16 protein-coding genes are annotated in these 14415 nt (G+C 62.4%); 7 read left to right on the forward strand and 9 right to left on the reverse strand.

Translation table 11 applies throughout. The features are described 5' to 3' along the window. Positions 1-13: 13 nt before the first annotated feature. A complete protein-coding gene (locus AC1DX6_RS12865; RefSeq protein WP_477313839.1) occupies positions 14-802 on the forward strand; it encodes a heme ABC transporter ATP-binding protein in 789 nt (262 codons plus the stop codon). Between the two features lie 9 nt (positions 803-811). Here AC1DX6_RS12865 and rirA read toward each other — a convergent pair whose 3' ends face one another. Continuing rightward, entirely contained in the window at positions 812-1273 is a 462-nt protein-coding gene (rirA, locus tag AC1DX6_RS12870; protein ID WP_477313841.1) for an iron-responsive transcriptional regulator RirA, read from the reverse strand. 203 nt (positions 1274-1476) lie between these two features. Here rirA and AC1DX6_RS12875 point away from each other — a divergent pair, with 203 nt between their 5' ends. The 3 genes from AC1DX6_RS12875 to AC1DX6_RS12885 all read left to right on the forward strand — a co-directional run bounded on the left by AC1DX6_RS12875 (position 1477) and on the right by AC1DX6_RS12885 (position 3991). Next, positions 1477-2772, forward strand: a complete 1296-nt coding sequence (locus AC1DX6_RS12875) for a DUF445 domain-containing protein (protein WP_477313843.1) — start codon at positions 1477-1479, stop codon at positions 2770-2772. Positions 2773-2900: 128 nt separating this feature from the next. Further along, the gene (locus tag AC1DX6_RS12880; RefSeq protein ID WP_477313845.1) at positions 2901-3329 is read left to right on the forward strand and encodes a phasin family protein; all 429 of its coding nucleotides are present in this window, start codon (positions 2901-2903) and stop codon (positions 3327-3329) included. Positions 3330-3499: 170 nt separating this feature from the next. Next, positions 3500-3991, forward strand: coding sequence for a MaoC family dehydratase (locus AC1DX6_RS12885; RefSeq protein WP_477313847.1), 492 nt, complete (start codon positions 3500-3502; stop codon positions 3989-3991). Between the two features lie 5 nt (positions 3992-3996). Here the strand turns inward: AC1DX6_RS12885 and AC1DX6_RS12890 are convergent, their stop codons facing one another. Further along, on the reverse strand, positions 3997-5454 hold the full coding sequence (locus AC1DX6_RS12890; protein ID WP_477313849.1) for an MFS transporter: 1458 nt from the start codon (positions 5452-5454) through the stop codon (positions 3997-3999). A 138-nt stretch (positions 5455-5592) separates the two neighbouring features. Between AC1DX6_RS12890 and AC1DX6_RS12895 the strand changes: the two genes are divergently transcribed. Then, on the forward strand, positions 5593-6486 hold the full coding sequence (locus AC1DX6_RS12895; protein ID WP_477313851.1) for a LysR family transcriptional regulator: 894 nt from the start codon (positions 5593-5595) through the stop codon (positions 6484-6486). Between the two features lie 9 nt (positions 6487-6495). On the opposite strand, the gene AC1DX6_RS12900 is transcribed toward AC1DX6_RS12895, so the two are convergent. Genes AC1DX6_RS12900 through AC1DX6_RS12915 form a run of 4 tightly spaced genes read right to left on the reverse strand, consistent with a single transcriptional unit; the run spans position 6496 to position 9389 of the window. Continuing rightward, a complete protein-coding gene (locus AC1DX6_RS12900; protein ID WP_477313853.1) occupies positions 6496-7536 on the reverse strand; it encodes a zinc-dependent alcohol dehydrogenase family protein in 1041 nt (346 codons plus the stop codon). 24 nt (positions 7537-7560) lie between these two features. Further along, positions 7561-8046, reverse strand: coding sequence for a DUF4262 domain-containing protein (locus tag AC1DX6_RS12905; RefSeq protein WP_477313855.1), 486 nt, complete (start codon positions 8044-8046; stop codon positions 7561-7563). Further along, positions 8036-8686, reverse strand: coding sequence for a maleylacetoacetate isomerase (maiA, locus tag AC1DX6_RS12910; RefSeq protein WP_477313857.1), 651 nt, complete (start codon positions 8684-8686; stop codon positions 8036-8038). Before maiA ends, AC1DX6_RS12905 begins: the two co-directional genes overlap by 11 nt. A gap of 4 nt (positions 8687-8690) precedes the next feature. After that, a complete protein-coding gene (locus tag AC1DX6_RS12915) occupies positions 8691-9389 on the reverse strand; it encodes a fumarylacetoacetate hydrolase family protein (RefSeq protein ID WP_477313859.1) in 699 nt (232 codons plus the stop codon). 182 nt (positions 9390-9571) lie between these two features. Here AC1DX6_RS12915 and AC1DX6_RS12920 point away from each other — a divergent pair, with 182 nt between their 5' ends. Further along, entirely contained in the window at positions 9572-10255 is a 684-nt protein-coding gene (locus AC1DX6_RS12920; RefSeq protein WP_477313861.1) for a response regulator, read from the forward strand. Between the two features lie 222 nt (positions 10256-10477). Here the strand turns inward: AC1DX6_RS12920 and AC1DX6_RS12925 are convergent, their stop codons facing one another. From AC1DX6_RS12925 to AC1DX6_RS12935, 3 genes are all read right to left on the reverse strand, one after another. After that, positions 10478-10900 (reverse strand): hypothetical protein, encoded by a 423-nt coding sequence (locus tag AC1DX6_RS12925; RefSeq protein WP_477313863.1) that lies wholly within the window; start codon positions 10898-10900, stop codon positions 10478-10480. 117 nt (positions 10901-11017) lie between these two features. Continuing rightward, positions 11018-12358, reverse strand: a complete 1341-nt coding sequence (locus AC1DX6_RS12930) for an ATP-binding response regulator (RefSeq protein WP_477313865.1) — start codon at positions 12356-12358, stop codon at positions 11018-11020. Positions 12359-12362: 4 nt separating this feature from the next. Beyond that, positions 12363-13499 (reverse strand): FIST N-terminal domain-containing protein, encoded by a 1137-nt coding sequence (locus tag AC1DX6_RS12935; protein ID WP_477315089.1) that lies wholly within the window; start codon positions 13497-13499, stop codon positions 12363-12365. 310 nt (positions 13500-13809) lie between these two features. On the opposite strand from AC1DX6_RS12935, the gene AC1DX6_RS12940 reads away from it, so the two are divergent. Beyond that, entirely contained in the window at positions 13810-14310 is a 501-nt protein-coding gene (locus tag AC1DX6_RS12940) for a (2Fe-2S)-binding protein (protein ID WP_477313867.1), read from the forward strand. Positions 14311-14415 lie beyond the last annotated feature (105 nt).

Below are 14415 nucleotides of genomic sequence, written 5' to 3' on the forward strand. Positions count from 1 at the left end.
CTGTGAGGCCGTCATGATCGAAGCACGCGATGTCTCGGTGGCAATCGGCGGCAAGCGCATTGTCGCCAATGTCGATTTCGAAACGCGACCCGGCGAAATCGCGGCCATCGTCGGCCCCAATGGCTCGGGCAAGACGACTTTTCTCAAGGCGCTGTCCGGCGACTTAGCCTATTCGGGCGACGTCGCCGTCAACGGCCGCGATCTGTCGGCGATGAAGCCGGTCGAGGCGGCGACGGTGCGCGCCGTGCTGCCGCAGGCGACCACGCTGTCTTTTCCCTTCACGGTGCGTGAGATCGTCAGGCTTGGCCTGATCGGCGGGCGTTCCGGCGCGCTGCCCGGCGAAAACGAACGGCTGCCCGAGCGGGCGCTGGCGCGCGTCGATCTCGAGGGCTTTGCCGGCCGTTTCTACCAGGAGCTTTCGGGCGGCGAGCAGCAGCGCGTGCAGCTTGCCCGCGTGCTTTGCCAGGTCTGGGCGCCGGTGCTTGACGGCAAGCCGCGCTATCTGTTCCTCGACGAGCCGGTCTCCAGCCTCGACATCAAGCACCAGCTGATCATCATGAACATCGCCCGCGATTTTGCCAGGCGCGGCGGTGGCGTGGTCGCCATCCTGCACGACCTCAATCTGACGGCCATGTATGCCGACCGGATCTTTGTCATGCATCGCGGCAGGCTCGCCGCCACCGGTTCGCCGCGAGAGGTGCTCAGCGATGAATTGATCGAACGGGTGTTCGATTGCCGGCTCAAGGTCGGCGTGCTGCCGGCCGCAAACATGCCGTTTGTACTGCCGCAGTCTGCGGCGTAACCAAAGGAATCAGGCAGCCGGCGCCCGGCGCTCCAGCATGTCGATGCCGAGCAATTGGCGCACATTCGGGCGCGCCGCCACCATATCGGCGATCGTGTAGCGCGACAGCACGGCGAAGAAGGCATTGAGCGCCTCGCGCAGCGCCGAATTCAGGGCGCAGCTGTCGATCAGCGGGCATTCGGCGGCGTCGTTCTCGAAGCATTCGGCCATGGCGAAGCTCTCTTCCGTCACCCGTACCACGTCGAACAGGCTGATCTGCTCGGCGGCGCGGCCAAGCCTGACGCCACCATTCCTGCCGCGCACCGTCTCGATCATGCCGTGTTCGACCAGCGGCTGCAGGATCTTGAACAGAAACAGCTCCGACACCGAATAGGCCGCCGCAATCTCCGGGATGCGGCTCAACCGGTCGGTGTTGGCGGCGCAATACATCAGGATGCGCATGGCATAGTTGGTCTGGCGGGTCAGCCGCATTTTATCCTCACGAAGCAGTGGCTTGAGCCCAATATGGCCTATACCTTGGAACAATTCCAGACTGGCACCGCATAATAGATGAATACACCCGTCAACTTTATGTGCGCCATCGCGCAGACCGTGAACCGGCTTTTTCGGCCGCGGGCATTCCGGCAAGCGCGATACTAGATAAAGTCGAGAGATCGACCAGGAAACGCCCATCCATGCCACGACCCGTCCAGGCTTTTGCGCCCATCCAGTCAGACGCGGATGCGTATGCCAAGCTGTCGGCGCTCCGGCGCACCAAATTCATCGCCACCACCGCGCTGGTGCTTTGCGTCCTCATCTTTGCCGTGGCCAAGTCGTTCGAGGGCCGCCACCCCTGGTTGGGGTTTGTCGCCGCCTTCGCCGAGGCGGCGACGATCGGCGGGCTGGCCGACTGGTATGCGGTGGTGGCGCTGTTCAAGCGGCCGCTTGGCCTGCCGATCCCGCACACCGCCATCATCCCGGCGAATCAGAGCCGCATTGCCGACAATCTCGGCCGTTTCATCGAGGTCAATTTCCTGGCGCCGGAACCGGTGCGCGAAAAGCTGGCCGAGGTCGACTTTTCGGCGCTCGTCGCCGACTGGCTGTCGGACCATGAGCGGGCCGCCGGACTGTCGCATTTCGTCGGCCGGCTGGTGCCGCAGACGCTGGCGGCCGTCGGGCAATCCGGCCTGCGCGGCTTCGTCACCAGCCGCATGCTGGAGCAGATCGAAAAGGTGCCGCTGGCGCCGCTCGCCGCCGAACTGCTGTCGGCCCTGACCGACGACCGCCGCCACCAAAGACTGTTCGACGAGTTCACCAAGGTGATCGGCCGGTTCCTCAGCGACGAGCAGGCGCTGGCGACGATGCGCGAAAAGATCCGCGAGGAACTGCCGTCGCTGTTCAACCTGTTCAGAGCCGATGCCTATCTGTTGAAGAAGATTGTCGCGTCCGCCGGTTCGCTGCTCGACGAGGTGCGGGCCGATCCCGATCACCCGATGCGCGCCGAATTCGACCACTTCGCCCAGGCCTTCATCGAGAAGCTCAGGACATCCAAGCAATATGCCAAGCGCGCCGAGAAGCTGAAGCGCGATTTCCTCGCCCGGCCGGAGCTGAAGGCGCTGGCCGGCGACATGTGGGAAAGCCTGCGGCTGTTCATCGAGCAGGACGCCAAGGCGCCAAATTCGATGATCCGCAGCCACCTCGCCAACATGTTCGTCGAAGTCGGCCGCCATCTTGCCAGCGATCCGCAGATCAGGGCCGATATGAACCAGGGCTTTATCGTCGCGCTGTCGTCCTTCGTCGAGAGCCAGAAGAGCGGCGTGTCGAAGTTCATCGCCGACCAAGTCAAGCGCTGGGACCTTGCCCAGCTGACGAGGCTGATCGAAATGAACATCGGTCGGGACCTGCAATATATCCGCTTCAACGGCATGGTCATCGGCGGCCTTGCCGGCGTCGTGCTCTATGTTGCCGAACGGTTGTTTCTCACCAACTAGCGTCCGGCAGTCCAGGCCTCTTTCGCGCCGGCGGATTCTACTGCGCGTGCGAATGGACACGCGGCACGCGAGTGCTATTCTGCCCCCTCGGGTGCCCGCCATCGGCGGCAACAGGGGAGAAGACGACCATGGCAAAGCAACCTGAGACCGACTCCTTCATGGACATGTTCAGCCGGTTCGGCCGCGATCTGAAAGTGCCGAATGTCGATGTCGAGGCGATCCTCAGCCATCATCGCAAGAACCTCGAAGCGCTTGAAAAATCAGCCAAAGCGGGTGCCGCCGGGGCGTCCTCGCTGTTGTCCAGGCAGCGCGAGATGCTGCAGGACACGCTGCGCGAAATCACCGACATGGCGCAGAGCTACAGGGCGCCGGGCAATCCGCAGGAGTTCATGACCAACCAGGCGGCATTCGCCCGGAAATCCTTCGAGGTAGCGTTGAAGAATGCCAGCGAGGTGGCTGAACTGGTCAAGAATTCCGGCACCGAATCCGTCGAAATCCTGCGCAACCGGATCAAGGAAGCGATGGAGGAAATCCGCTCCGGCTACGAGAAGAAGTGATTTCTGCAGCTTGCACCGTCTTCCCTTGATACTGGCTGACCGCTTCCCGGCGCGGCCGCAAGCCAAAGCGCCATCCAGCCCGAAACGGCGGAACGGATTTGCGTTGGACGAATTGACAGAGGCTGTCGGTTCGTGGTCCGGAGGCAGGCGAAGCGATCGGGAAAGCAGGAATGACGGAAATACGGCCTAAAACGCCGCCGACCTTTGAACAGCTGCGGACAATGGCCGGGCAGGAGCTAGGCGTGTCGGAGTGGACGACGGTCGATCAGCACCGCATCGACCAGTTCGCCGAATGCACGGGCGACCATCAATGGATCCATGTCGATCCGGAGCGGGCGAAGCGGCAAAGCCCGTTCCGCACCACGATCGCGCATGGCTATCTGACACTTTCGATCATCGGCGCGCTGGCACTCGGCATGGGCATCGTGCCCGAAAACACCCAGGCTGCCTTCAACTACGGCTTCGACAAGGTGCGTTTCCTGTCGCCGGTCAGGGTCGGCAAGCGCATCAGGCTGCGCACCACCCTGCTTTCCGTGGAAGACAGGGGCCCCGGCCAGTATCTCATGAAGGCCGCAAACACCGTCGAGATCGAAGGCGAGCAGAAGCCGGCGCTGACCGCCGAGACGCTGGTGATGCTTTACGAACGCCGCAAGCGGGCCTGACGAATTTACGAACGCGACGCCGCAGACGCACGGCTGGCAGTGCGGGCTGAGAGCACCGCAAGGGTCAGCGCAATCAGGGCCAGCGCCGTGGCCGTCTCGAAGGTGACCTCCATTCCTCTTGCGGCAGCCGCGGACGTCAGCAACTCCTGGCCAGTGCCTTGCCTCCCTCCCGCCGATGCGAGGGCGAATACAGCGCCCATCACCGATGCGCCGGTGATGAGGCCGAGATTGCGCGACAGATTGAGCAGGCCGGAGACGACCCCACGCTCGCCCGCGCCGACACCGGCCATGACGGCCGCATTGTTGGCGGTCTGGAACAGGGCGTAGCCAACACAGGTGACAGCCACAGGTATGACATAGCTGGCAATGCCGAGTTCCATCCAGGCCAACGACAGGAGGAAGGTGCCCGCAGTGAGGCTGAACAGGCCGGCAATCATCATCCGATGCGCTCCGAAACGATCGACCAGCCGTCCTGCCAGCAAGGCCGACAAGGATGAGACAAGTGGACCGGTCGAAAGCACCAGTCCGACCCTTGCGGCGTCGAGCCCAAGCCCACGTGACAAATAGAACGGGGCAACCACCAGCGTCGCCATCATCACCGTGGCGACGACGAGGTTCATGGCGAGGCTTGCATTCAACGCATGGTCGCGGAATTTCGCAGGCTGGATCAAAGGGTTCTCGACCCTTGTCTGCGCAACGACGAACAGAGCGACACCAGCGCCGGCCGCGACCAGCAGGCCGATGTTGAGAGCGCCAAAACTGCCGCGGCCAAGCGTCATGGCCAGTGCATAGGCGGCCAGCGTCAGAGCAAGCAAGACCGTGCCGATCGCGTCGAAACCGTTCTGGCTAGCGCCCACAGCCTTGTTTGCAGCCGGCAGAGCGCGCCAGGCCAGAGCATAGGCCAGCAGGCCGAGCGGCACATTGACGAGGAAGATCGCGCGCCAGCCGAGGCCGGCGATCAGCAATCCGCCAAGCGAGGGGCCAAGCGTGGTGCCGATGGCCGACATGGCGCCGAGCAGGCCCATGGCGCTGCCGGTCTTTTCCCTGGCGACGGTTTCCGCGACAAAAGCCAATGTCAGGGCCATCATCATGGCTGCCCCGAGCCCCTGTGCGGCCCGCGCGGCGATCAACAGCCACAGAGTTGGCGCAAGGCCGCACAACACCGATGCCGATGTGAACAAAGCGATGCCGCCCAGCAGCAGCGGCCGGCGGCCAAAAATGTCGGCGAGCCGCCCGGCGCTGACGATCAAGGTGGTGATGGCGAGCAGATAGGCGAGGACCACCCACTGCACGGACTGGAACGAGGCGCCGAACGCCTGCATCAGGGAGGGAAGCCCGACGCTGGCGATGCTGGTGCCGAGCGACGACAGCAATGTGCAAAGCGCCAGGCTTGCCAGCGCCCATCCCACCGACTCGACTTTTCCAGGCGCAGATACGCGCCGATTTTGCTCAGTGACTGCCATGTGAATTCCTTCCGTCAGCTCCAGAACCAGAGCCTTCAGAGATCTAACCTCCTAGGTGATGTGGCGGAATGCGCAGCATTTGCATCTTATCCATGCACAAGACGCCACATCATCGTCGATCCGTGCTAGGGTCGGCAGATGTCATCGCCTGATCTCAATCTGCTTGTCGCCCTTGATGTGCTGCTGACCGAAGGCAGCGTGGCGCGCGCCGCCGAACGGCTGTGGCTCAGCCCCTCGGCGATGAGCCGGACGCTGGCGCGGTTGCGCGAAACAACGGGCGATCCGCTGCTGGTGCGCGCCGGTCGCGGCCTGGTGCCGACGCCGCGCGCGCTGGAGTTGCGCCAGCAGGCAGGCCGTGTGGTTCAGGATGCGGAAGCGCTGCTGCGACCCGCCAAGCTGCTTGACCTCTCAGGCCTGGAGCGAATTTTCACGCTGCGAACCAATGAAAGCTTCGTCGAGGAGTTTGGCCCACGCCTTGTCGCCCGCATCGAAGAGGACGCGCCTCTCGTCCGGCTGCGTTTCGCCCCGAAACCCAACAAGGATGTCACATCGCTGCGCGAAGCGGCGGTCGATCTGGAAATCGGCGTCGCCGGCGAAACCGGGCCGGAGGTGCGCATCCAGGCGTTGTTTCGCGACCGCTTCATCGGCGCCGTACGAACAGGCCATCCGCTGAGTGAAGGCATTGTGACAGCGGAGCGCTATGCCGCCGGCCGCCACATCAATGTTTCGCGTCGGGGCCGGGAAAGAGGGCCGATCGACGAGGCCTTGAGCCGGCTCGGTCTGCAGCGGACAGTCGTGTGCATGGTCTCCGGCTTCTCGGCGACGCTCGCCATGGCGCGCGCATCCGACCTGATCGCCAGCGTCCCCGAGCGACACACGCAAGGGGCTCGCGCCGGCATGCACAGTTTTGCGCTGCCGGTGGTGACGCCGGAGGTCACCATTTCGATGCTCTGGCATCCGCGCCTCGACGCCGATCCGGCGCAACGCTGGCTGCGCGACTGCGTGCGGGAGGTTTGTACGGCGTCGCGCTGAAGCGTGGCGCTAGAACTTCGTTACTACGCCGATGCCGATGCCCTCGAAACCGCCCATCGCCATCAGTGCGGCCGGCGCTTCGTCGAGGCTGATCTTCTTGCCGACCAGCAATTCGGGCTTCAGCTTGCCAGAGCGGATCATCTCCATCATCGCAGGGTAGCGGTAGGCTTGCATGCCGTGGCTGCCGAGGATTTCGAGTTCGAAGGCGATCACCTTGTCCATCGGCACCTGCGGGCGGGCGTGTTCGCCCAGCATCAGGCCGACCTGCACGTGGCGGCCGCGGCGGCGCAAATTGGCAATCGAGTTGAACGAGGTGGAGGGGTGGCCGAGCGCGTCCATCGACATATGCGCGCCGCCATTGGTGATCTGCTTCACCGCCTTGACCACATTCGGCGTCGTTGCCGCGTTGATGGTGGCGACAGCACCGATCTTCCTGGCGAACTCCAGTTTTTCGTCGGTGAGGTCGATGGCGATGACATTGGCGCCCATGGCGCTGGCGATCATGATCGCCGACAGGCCGACGCCGCCGCAGCCATGCACGGCCACCCATTCACCGGGTTTCACCCGGCCCTGGTCGACAATGGCGCGAAACGAGGTGACGAAGCGGCAGCCGAGGCTGGCGGCGGTGGCGAATTCCATCTCGTCGGGCAGACGCACGAGATTGGTGTCGGCATGGTCGATGGCGACATATTCGGCGAACGAGCCCCAGGTATTGAAACCGGGCTGCGACTGGTGTTCGCAGACCTGATGGTTGCCGGACGTGCATTCGAAACAACGGCCGCAGCCGACCGCGAACGGCACCGTGACGCGCTCGCCGGCCTTCCAGCGGGTGACCCGCTTGCCGACGGCAACCACGACGCCCGCCAGTTCATGGCCCGGCACATGCGGCAGGTGTACGTCCGGGTCATGGCCCATCCATCCATGCCAGTCGCTGCGGCAAAGCCCGGTCGCCTCGACCTTGATGACGACGCCTTCCGGCGCCGGCTTGGGATCGGCAACGGTCTGGATCGTCGGCGCCTCGCCGAACTTTTCGAAGACGACGGCTTTCATTGGCAGTTCCTTACTGTGGTTTGTTCAATTGTGCCCAGCGTTGCCAGGCGGCCGTTCGAGAAGCGGCTGCCACGCCCGGAACCAGTCGCTTGCCTCGACACCCCATGGCCAGATGCCGTCGACCGTAGGATAGATCAACTGCATGACACGAAAATCCAACCCGTCATAGAACCAGATATCCCAGCCGAAATGCTCACGGTAGTGGTCGATGTGCACAGCGCCAAACTGACATTCGAAACCTTCGATAAAGCCTGACGCTCGCTGCCCTGGTCGGAAAACCTCGCCGGCGCGGACACGCCTGCAATATTCATTGATGATGAACTTGGAGATTTCCTGCTTCAGGCCGACCACGATCAGTTCAGGTGCCTTGAAATTGTGTTCGATACCGACGGAATAGGCGAAGGGCGCAAGCTCCTCTTCTTCCAGCACATACAGGATGTGGCAGCCATATTCCTCGATATCGGCAAGCGCCTTGGCTTCATCCGGATCGGTTGCCTGCCTACTCGGCATCGATCTGATTTTCCGGCGCTGCCTTCTGGAAGGCGGGCAGCGCCATGCAGGCGGCGTGGATGCGCGAGATGGTGGGGTAAGGCGTCATGTCGACGCCGAAACGGGCATTGTTGGTGACCTGCGCCACCAGGCAGATGTCGGCCAGCCCCGGTGTGTCGCCATGGCAGAATGTCTTTGTCTGCGGCGATGAAGCCAGAATCTTTTCAAGCGGCTGGAAACCTTCGTTCACCCAGTGCCGGAACCAGTTGACGACATCCTGGTCGCCGGCGCCGAACAGGTTGCGCAGCGAGGTGAGAACACGCAGATTGTTCACCGGGTGGATGTCGCAGGCGATCATCTGCGCCAGCATCCTGACACGCGCTCGCCCAGCCGCATCCGCAGGCAGCAATGGCGGTTCGGGCACGGTCTCGTCCAGATATTCGATGATCGCCAGCGACTGCGTCAGCAGCGTGCCGTCGCCCAGGATCAAGGCCGGCACCAGACCTTGCGGGTTGACCGAGAGATAGGCGGGCTCCAGGTGTTCGCCATGGCGCAGATGATGCGGCACGTAGTCATAGGTCAGGCCCTTCATCTCCAGCGCGATCCGCACGCGGTAGGAGGTGGAGGAGCGATAGTAGTTGTGCAGGATGAGGTCGCTCATCGGGTCACGATCCCGGCTGGCCGATGGTCACTTCGATCGCGCCGATGCCATCGACGCCGCCGGTGACTATCTGGCCCGGCTCGATCGCGCCGACGCCGGCCGGCGTGCCGGTGAAGATCAGGTCGCCGGGCTGCAACTCCACCGCTTCGCTGCAGATCGAGACGATGTCCGATATCGGCCAGATCTGCTCGGCGAGGTCGCCGTCCTGTCTCACCTTGCCGTCGACGGCAAGCCAGATGCGGCCCTTTTCAGGATGCCCGGACTTCGATGCCGGGACCAGTGGACCGCAAGGCGCGGACCGGTCGAAGGCTTTCGACCAGTCCCATGGCCGCGCCGCCTTCTTGGCCTCATCTTGCAGGTCGCGGCGCGTGAGGTCGACGCCGACTGCATAACCCCAGACATGGTCCAGCGCCCGGTCGCGCGCAATGCGGAAGCCGGCCTTGCCGATTGCCACGACCAGTTCGATCTCATGGTGCAGGTTTTCAGTCAGCGGCGGGTAGGGGATCGTGGTGCCGGAATCGACCACCGCGTCGCCCGGCTTGGTGAAGAAAAAGGGCGGGTCGCGCTCGTCATTGCCGAGTTCGCGGGCATGCGCCGCATAGTTGCGGCCGACACAGAAGATGCGGCGCACGGCAAAACGCTCGGCCGAACCGGCGACGGCCACTGAAGGTGTTGCGGGCAAGGGAAGGACGTAGGCTGTCATGCACTGTCTCTGCTCGGAGTTTGCGCCGGCACATTCGACCGATTTGGACGGCCGGGCAAGGCATGGTGGTTCAGAAAGCGGGACCATCGCCGGTTGGCAAAAGTTGGCGATAGACTATTTGCCAATAAGCTGACCATGGTCGCGGGTCTATTGTCGGCCAGGGAGAAAGCAAAACGAACGCCATGACCGCAGTCCACGATCGCGCCCGGTTTCTGATCATCGACGACCATCCGCTGTTTCGCGAGGCGCTGCACAGCGCCGTGCAGATGGCCTATCCCGAAGTCGACACGGTGGAGGCGCGCTCGATCACCGAGGCGCTCGACCTTCTGGCTGACGCCAAGCCGTTCGATCTGGCGCTGCTCGACCTCAGCATGCCTGATGTGCATGGTTTTGACGGGCTGCTGCAGCTGAGGACCCGCTATCCGCGGCTGCCTGTGGTCATCGTTTCAGGCCACGAAGAGCCAAAAATCATTTCCGAGGCGCTGTCCTATGGTGCTGCCGGCTTCATCCCGAAATCGGCGCGCAAGAGCGACCTGGCCGCTGCCATCCGCTCGGTGATGGAGGGCGCCATCTATGTGCCGGAAACCTATGAGGGCCAGCCGCCGGACGCCGACAGCACCGACCGCGCCGACATGGTGCAGCGCCTGGCCAAGCTGACACCGCAGCAACTCAGGGTGCTGCAGATGCTGCGCCAGGGCCTGCTCAACAAGCAGATCGCCTATGAGTTGCAGGTCGGTGAGACCACGGTCAAGGCGCATGTCTCGGAAATCCTGCGCAAGCTCAACGTGTATAGCCGCACGCAAGCGGTGATCGAGGTGTCGAAACTGGACAATGCGGAGCTGTTTCGCGATCAGGCGGGGTTTTGAGAGACGCCTGAAAGTGCACTGTCACCGGAATTCCTCGCTGCGTCAGATCGGATCGGGAATGACGACCCGAGCGAGGCGGGCCATGCGGGCAGTTTACACACAATGACGGTCGGGCGAACATGGCAAAAAGTGCACTGTCACCGTAATTCCTGTCACAGAAATTGCGGTGTCTCACCAGCAGGATGCAGTCCAGCACTGTCACCGTAATTCCGCAATTCTAATTCAGATGAAGACGATCGGGTTACCTTCTTTAATTGCCGCTTTCACAAGGCTCCGCACCTGAGTAGAAAAATCTCTCACCTCTATAATTTCTGAATCGCGTAGCATATTTAGCTCTTCTAGAATTTGAGCAAAATAAGAATTTTCAATCATATCGCCAAAATGGCCTCCAGAATACAAGAAAAGCTTCTCCAGCATTGATTCTCCACCACCAAAGTTCTCTACCATTGTGTCACTAAGGAACTTGATATAGGCAATATTACCAAAATCAACGCGTATTGCTATCGAATCCGCGTAGTCAAAATTTTGATTCAATGCTTTAGATGCAATTATCTCACCAGTGTCGGCGTCAATATCGCAATCGGATAGATTGAAATGCTTCTCCAAAGAATTCTTACTTTTATAGACAGCTGCTGAGAGAGACATATTTACCTATCCTGATATTTAACCAATCCATCTGCGAATTACGGTGACAGTGCACTATTTTCCTTGCGCCGCCTGCCTCGTTTTCCCGACCCTCCCCTTCAAGGGGAGGGTATGGAGTTAAGCCAACAAATGCGCCAGCAACGCCCGCAGTTGCGCCGGCTTCAGCGGCTTTCGCATCAGCTCGATGCCGGCCGCGCGGGCGGCTTTGGCGACGGCTTCGGAACTGTCGGCGGTGACGATCAGCGCCGGTACGGCGCGCCCGAGATAGTCGCGCACCTCGGCGATGGTGATCGTGCCAAGGTCGCCGCCGTCGAGATGCTGGTCGGCAATGATGATGTCGGGCACCCAGTCGGTGTCGCCAAGCAGGCCGAGCGCGTCGTCGGTCGAGGTGGCGGCGCGCACCAGGCATTGCCAGCGCTCGAGCAGGAACGTCATGGCCTGCAGCACGTCGGCGTCGTTCTCGATCAGCAGCACCTTGGTGCCGAACAGGCCGTAGCCGCGCGGCCGCTCCATGTCGGCGGCGCTGGCGATGGCGTCGGCCGTCGCCCCTATGCCGACCGGAACGTCGATGTGGAAAATCGTGCCGCGTCCGACTTTTGACGAAAACGTCACGGGATGGCCGAGCGCGGCGGCCATGCGCCGCACGATGGCCAGGCCCAGCCCCAGCCCGCCGCCGGCAAACCCGGCATCGGCCGGCAGGGTGCCGCGCTGGAACTCCTCGAACACCGTCTCGCGCTGGTCGTCAGGGATGCCGCAGCCGGTGTCGGCGACATCGATGCGGATGGTGTCGCCGCGATGCCTGGTGCCGACAAGGACGCCGCCGGAGCGGGTATAGTGCAGCGCGTTGGAAAGGATGTTCTGCAGAATGCGGCGCAGCAAGGTGCGGTCGGAACGCACGACGGTGCTGACCGGGCGGAACTTCAGCGTCAGCCCCTTCATCTTGGCAACCGGCAGGAAATCCGAACGCAGCGACGAAAACAGCGTCTCCAGGTTGACGTCGCCAATGTCGGGCAGCACCACGCCGGCATCGAGCTTGGAAATGTCGAGCAGCGTGCGCAGCAGGTCTTCCATCGTCTCCAGCGACCGCTCGACCTGGCGGACCAGCTTTCTGCCTTCGTCGCTGGTCTGCACCTCGGCCAGCGCCGACACGGACAAATGCGCCGCGTTCAGCGGCTGCAGCACGTCGTGGCTGGCCGCCGCCAGGAACCTGGTCTTGGAGAGGTTCGCCAGCTCGGCGTTTTCCTTGGCGGCGCTGAGGTCGATGTTGGACTGTTCGAGCCGGCGCAAGGTCGAATGCAGTTCCTCGGTGCGCGTGCGCACCCGGTTTTCCAGCGATATCGCCGTCTGAAACAGCGAGAACGCGTTGCCTTGCTGGTCCATCGAGCGCTCGACCCGGCTGACCAGGGCCGCATTGATCTTCTTCAGCTTCTCCAGGTCGTTGATGTCCCTGAGCGGCATGGGCCTATTCCGCCGCCTGGCGTTCGCCGAAGGCAATGCCGGTAAAGGTCTGGTTCAGATGCATCGACCGGTATTGTTCGCCATAGGTGCCGAAGCCGATGACATTGTTGACCCGGTAGAGCTCCGAAATGTCGCGAAAGACCTGGCGGTTGCGGGCGTCGAGCCGGCGCAGCACGCAGTCGAAACCGAGGATCATGTCGATGCCGCCCAGCCGCTGCTCGACGTCCCTCAGCGCAGCGCGCGTCGATTCCACCATGTCTTTCGGCTGGGCAATGGACAGAACCACGCCATCGTCGATGGCGCAGAAGAATGACAGCGAACCGTCCGGGTGCATCTTCTGGATCGAGCGGCAGTAATATTCGCCGCCCACCTTCACCACCACCGGATGCGAGGCGAAACTCAGCGGCGTCAGCGTCTGCGGCATGATGCCGACCGAGGCTGCATATTCCTCGGCGGCGTTGATGGCGTTGAATTCGCGCACGATGCGGTGATCGGGGTCGGACGCCGTCACCACCAGTTTTTCGTCGGTGGGAATGAAATTGTCAGTCTTGAAGACGTGGAAAGGAATTTCCGTCGATATCAGCACGATGATGGCGCTGTCGGAAGCGACCTTGCCGTTCGAGATCAGCCGCGTCGTTTCGAACTTCAGATCATCGCCCGCCGATCCGCCGAGCAGCGGAATGTCGTCGAGCCCCCAATGGATGGCCGAGGTCACCGCTTCCTCGGCATAGGACAGGCCGTCGATAAAACAGAGCGCAAACGTGCTCTTGGCCGGTTCGTGCGCGACGCGGCCACGCAGCAGGCGCCGTAGCGCTCCGACTTCGCTGGTGATCCTGTCCATCCCCGACGAGGAGAGATTGTCGACCATGGTGCTGGCCACCGCAAACGCGGAGGAGGGGAGCAGCAAGGCAAGGATATGGCCTTCCTCCAGGCCTTGCGGGGTGATTTCGCCGGCGGTCGAGCAGCCGGCATAGGCAAGCGCCGGCGCGTGCGCCTTCAGCGCTTCCGACAAGGCCGTTGCATCGACGAGGCTCTGGGAGAAAAAGATGAGCGCGAAGCCGGCGTCGATGAGTAAAGCTTCGGCTGATATCGCCCGGGCAAAAGCATCCGCGTCGGGCTCGTCCGTGGTGAGCGCCGACAGGCCGGATGCGTAGCTCCTGCGTGAACTGGCCAGTGGCTTTCTCCTGCGGTTCCCTCCGACGCTTTTTTGTGCGCATCGGGCGCGCGGGCGTCGAGAGGGATTGTTGTCTTCAAGCGAGAGTTTGGCAATGGGCCAGGCCTATTCGGCGTGACCGAAAGTACAATATGCGGAGTTTCGGTCGAATTGCATGCTCGCAACCTCGGAATTCGTAGCATTTTTCCCGCGCGTTGTGCGGTATGGCAATAGCGAAAGCCGGAGCGCCCAGGCAGCACCGGAAGCCAATAACCAAGGTAGACCCCAGGGAGGTTTCATGTCTGAAATATCGTTGACGGTGAACGGAAGGCGGGTCAGCGCCACCGCTGAGGACCGTACGCTTCTGGTGCATTTCCTGAGAGAGAATCTCGGCCTCACCGGCACCCATGTCGGCTGCGACACCTCGCAGTGCGGCGCTTGCGTCGTGCATGTCGACGGCAAGGCCGTGAAGTCGTGCTCGATGCTCGCCGTGCAAGCTTCCGGCTCGAGCATCGTCACCATCGAGGGGCTCGCCAATGGCGCCGACCTGCATCCGGTGCAGGCGGCGTTCAGGGAACATCACGGCCTGCAATGCGGTTTCTGCACGCCAGGCATGATCATGATGGCAACCGATATGATCAATCGCCATCCCGAAGGCCTCGACGAGGCGACGGTGCGCGCCGAGCTGGAAGGCAACATCTGCCGCTGCACCGGCTACCACAACATCGTGAAGGCGATCCTCGCGGCATCGAAGACGATGTCCAAGGCGTCGAAGGGCAAGGCCAGGCAAGCTGCGTGAGATGGACAAGGCAGTAGGGCAGTAGGTCAGTAAGGCAGTAGGGAACCAGGAGCCAATTTCCCTACTGCCTTACTGCCCTACTCACCTACTCCCCTACAATTCGGG

It is taken from the genome of Mesorhizobium sp. P2_C4, assembly GCF_056404575.1.

Excerpts from the sequence above, each read along its gene's own strand:
- rirA (WP_477313841.1), bottom strand. The coding sequence starts at position 1,273 with ATGCGGCTGACCCGCCAGACCAACTATGCCATGCGCATCCTGATGTAT.
- AC1DX6_RS12875 (WP_477313843.1), top strand. The coding sequence starts at position 1,477 with ATGCCACGACCCGTCCAGGCTTTTGCGCCCATCCAGTCAGACGCGGAT.
- AC1DX6_RS12930 (WP_477313865.1), bottom strand. The coding sequence starts at position 12,358 with ATGCCGCTCAGGGACATCAACGACCTGGAGAAGCTGAAGAAGATCAAT.
- AC1DX6_RS12940 (WP_477313867.1), top strand. The coding sequence starts at position 13,810 with ATGTCTGAAATATCGTTGACGGTGAACGGAAGGCGGGTCAGCGCCACC.
- AC1DX6_RS12920 (WP_477313861.1), top strand. The coding sequence starts at position 9,572 with ATGACCGCAGTCCACGATCGCGCCCGGTTTCTGATCATCGACGACCAT.
- AC1DX6_RS12895 (WP_477313851.1), top strand. The coding sequence starts at position 5,593 with ATGTCATCGCCTGATCTCAATCTGCTTGTCGCCCTTGATGTGCTGCTG.
- AC1DX6_RS12880 (WP_477313845.1), top strand. The coding sequence starts at position 2,901 with ATGGCAAAGCAACCTGAGACCGACTCCTTCATGGACATGTTCAGCCGG.
- maiA (WP_477313857.1), bottom strand. The coding sequence starts at position 8,686 with ATGAGCGACCTCATCCTGCACAACTACTATCGCTCCTCCACCTCCTAC.
- AC1DX6_RS12865 (WP_477313839.1), top strand. The coding sequence starts at position 14 with ATGATCGAAGCACGCGATGTCTCGGTGGCAATCGGCGGCAAGCGCATT.
- AC1DX6_RS12915 (WP_477313859.1), bottom strand. The coding sequence starts at position 9,389 with ATGACAGCCTACGTCCTTCCCTTGCCCGCAACACCTTCAGTGGCCGTC.
- AC1DX6_RS12905 (WP_477313855.1), bottom strand. The coding sequence starts at position 8,046 with ATGCCGAGTAGGCAGGCAACCGATCCGGATGAAGCCAAGGCGCTTGCC.
- AC1DX6_RS12885 (WP_477313847.1), top strand. The coding sequence starts at position 3,500 with ATGACGGAAATACGGCCTAAAACGCCGCCGACCTTTGAACAGCTGCGG.
- AC1DX6_RS12890 (WP_477313849.1), bottom strand. The coding sequence starts at position 5,454 with ATGGCAGTCACTGAGCAAAATCGGCGCGTATCTGCGCCTGGAAAAGTC.
- AC1DX6_RS12925 (WP_477313863.1), bottom strand. The coding sequence starts at position 10,900 with ATGTCTCTCTCAGCAGCTGTCTATAAAAGTAAGAATTCTTTGGAGAAG.
- AC1DX6_RS12900 (WP_477313853.1), bottom strand. The coding sequence starts at position 7,536 with ATGAAAGCCGTCGTCTTCGAAAAGTTCGGCGAGGCGCCGACGATCCAG.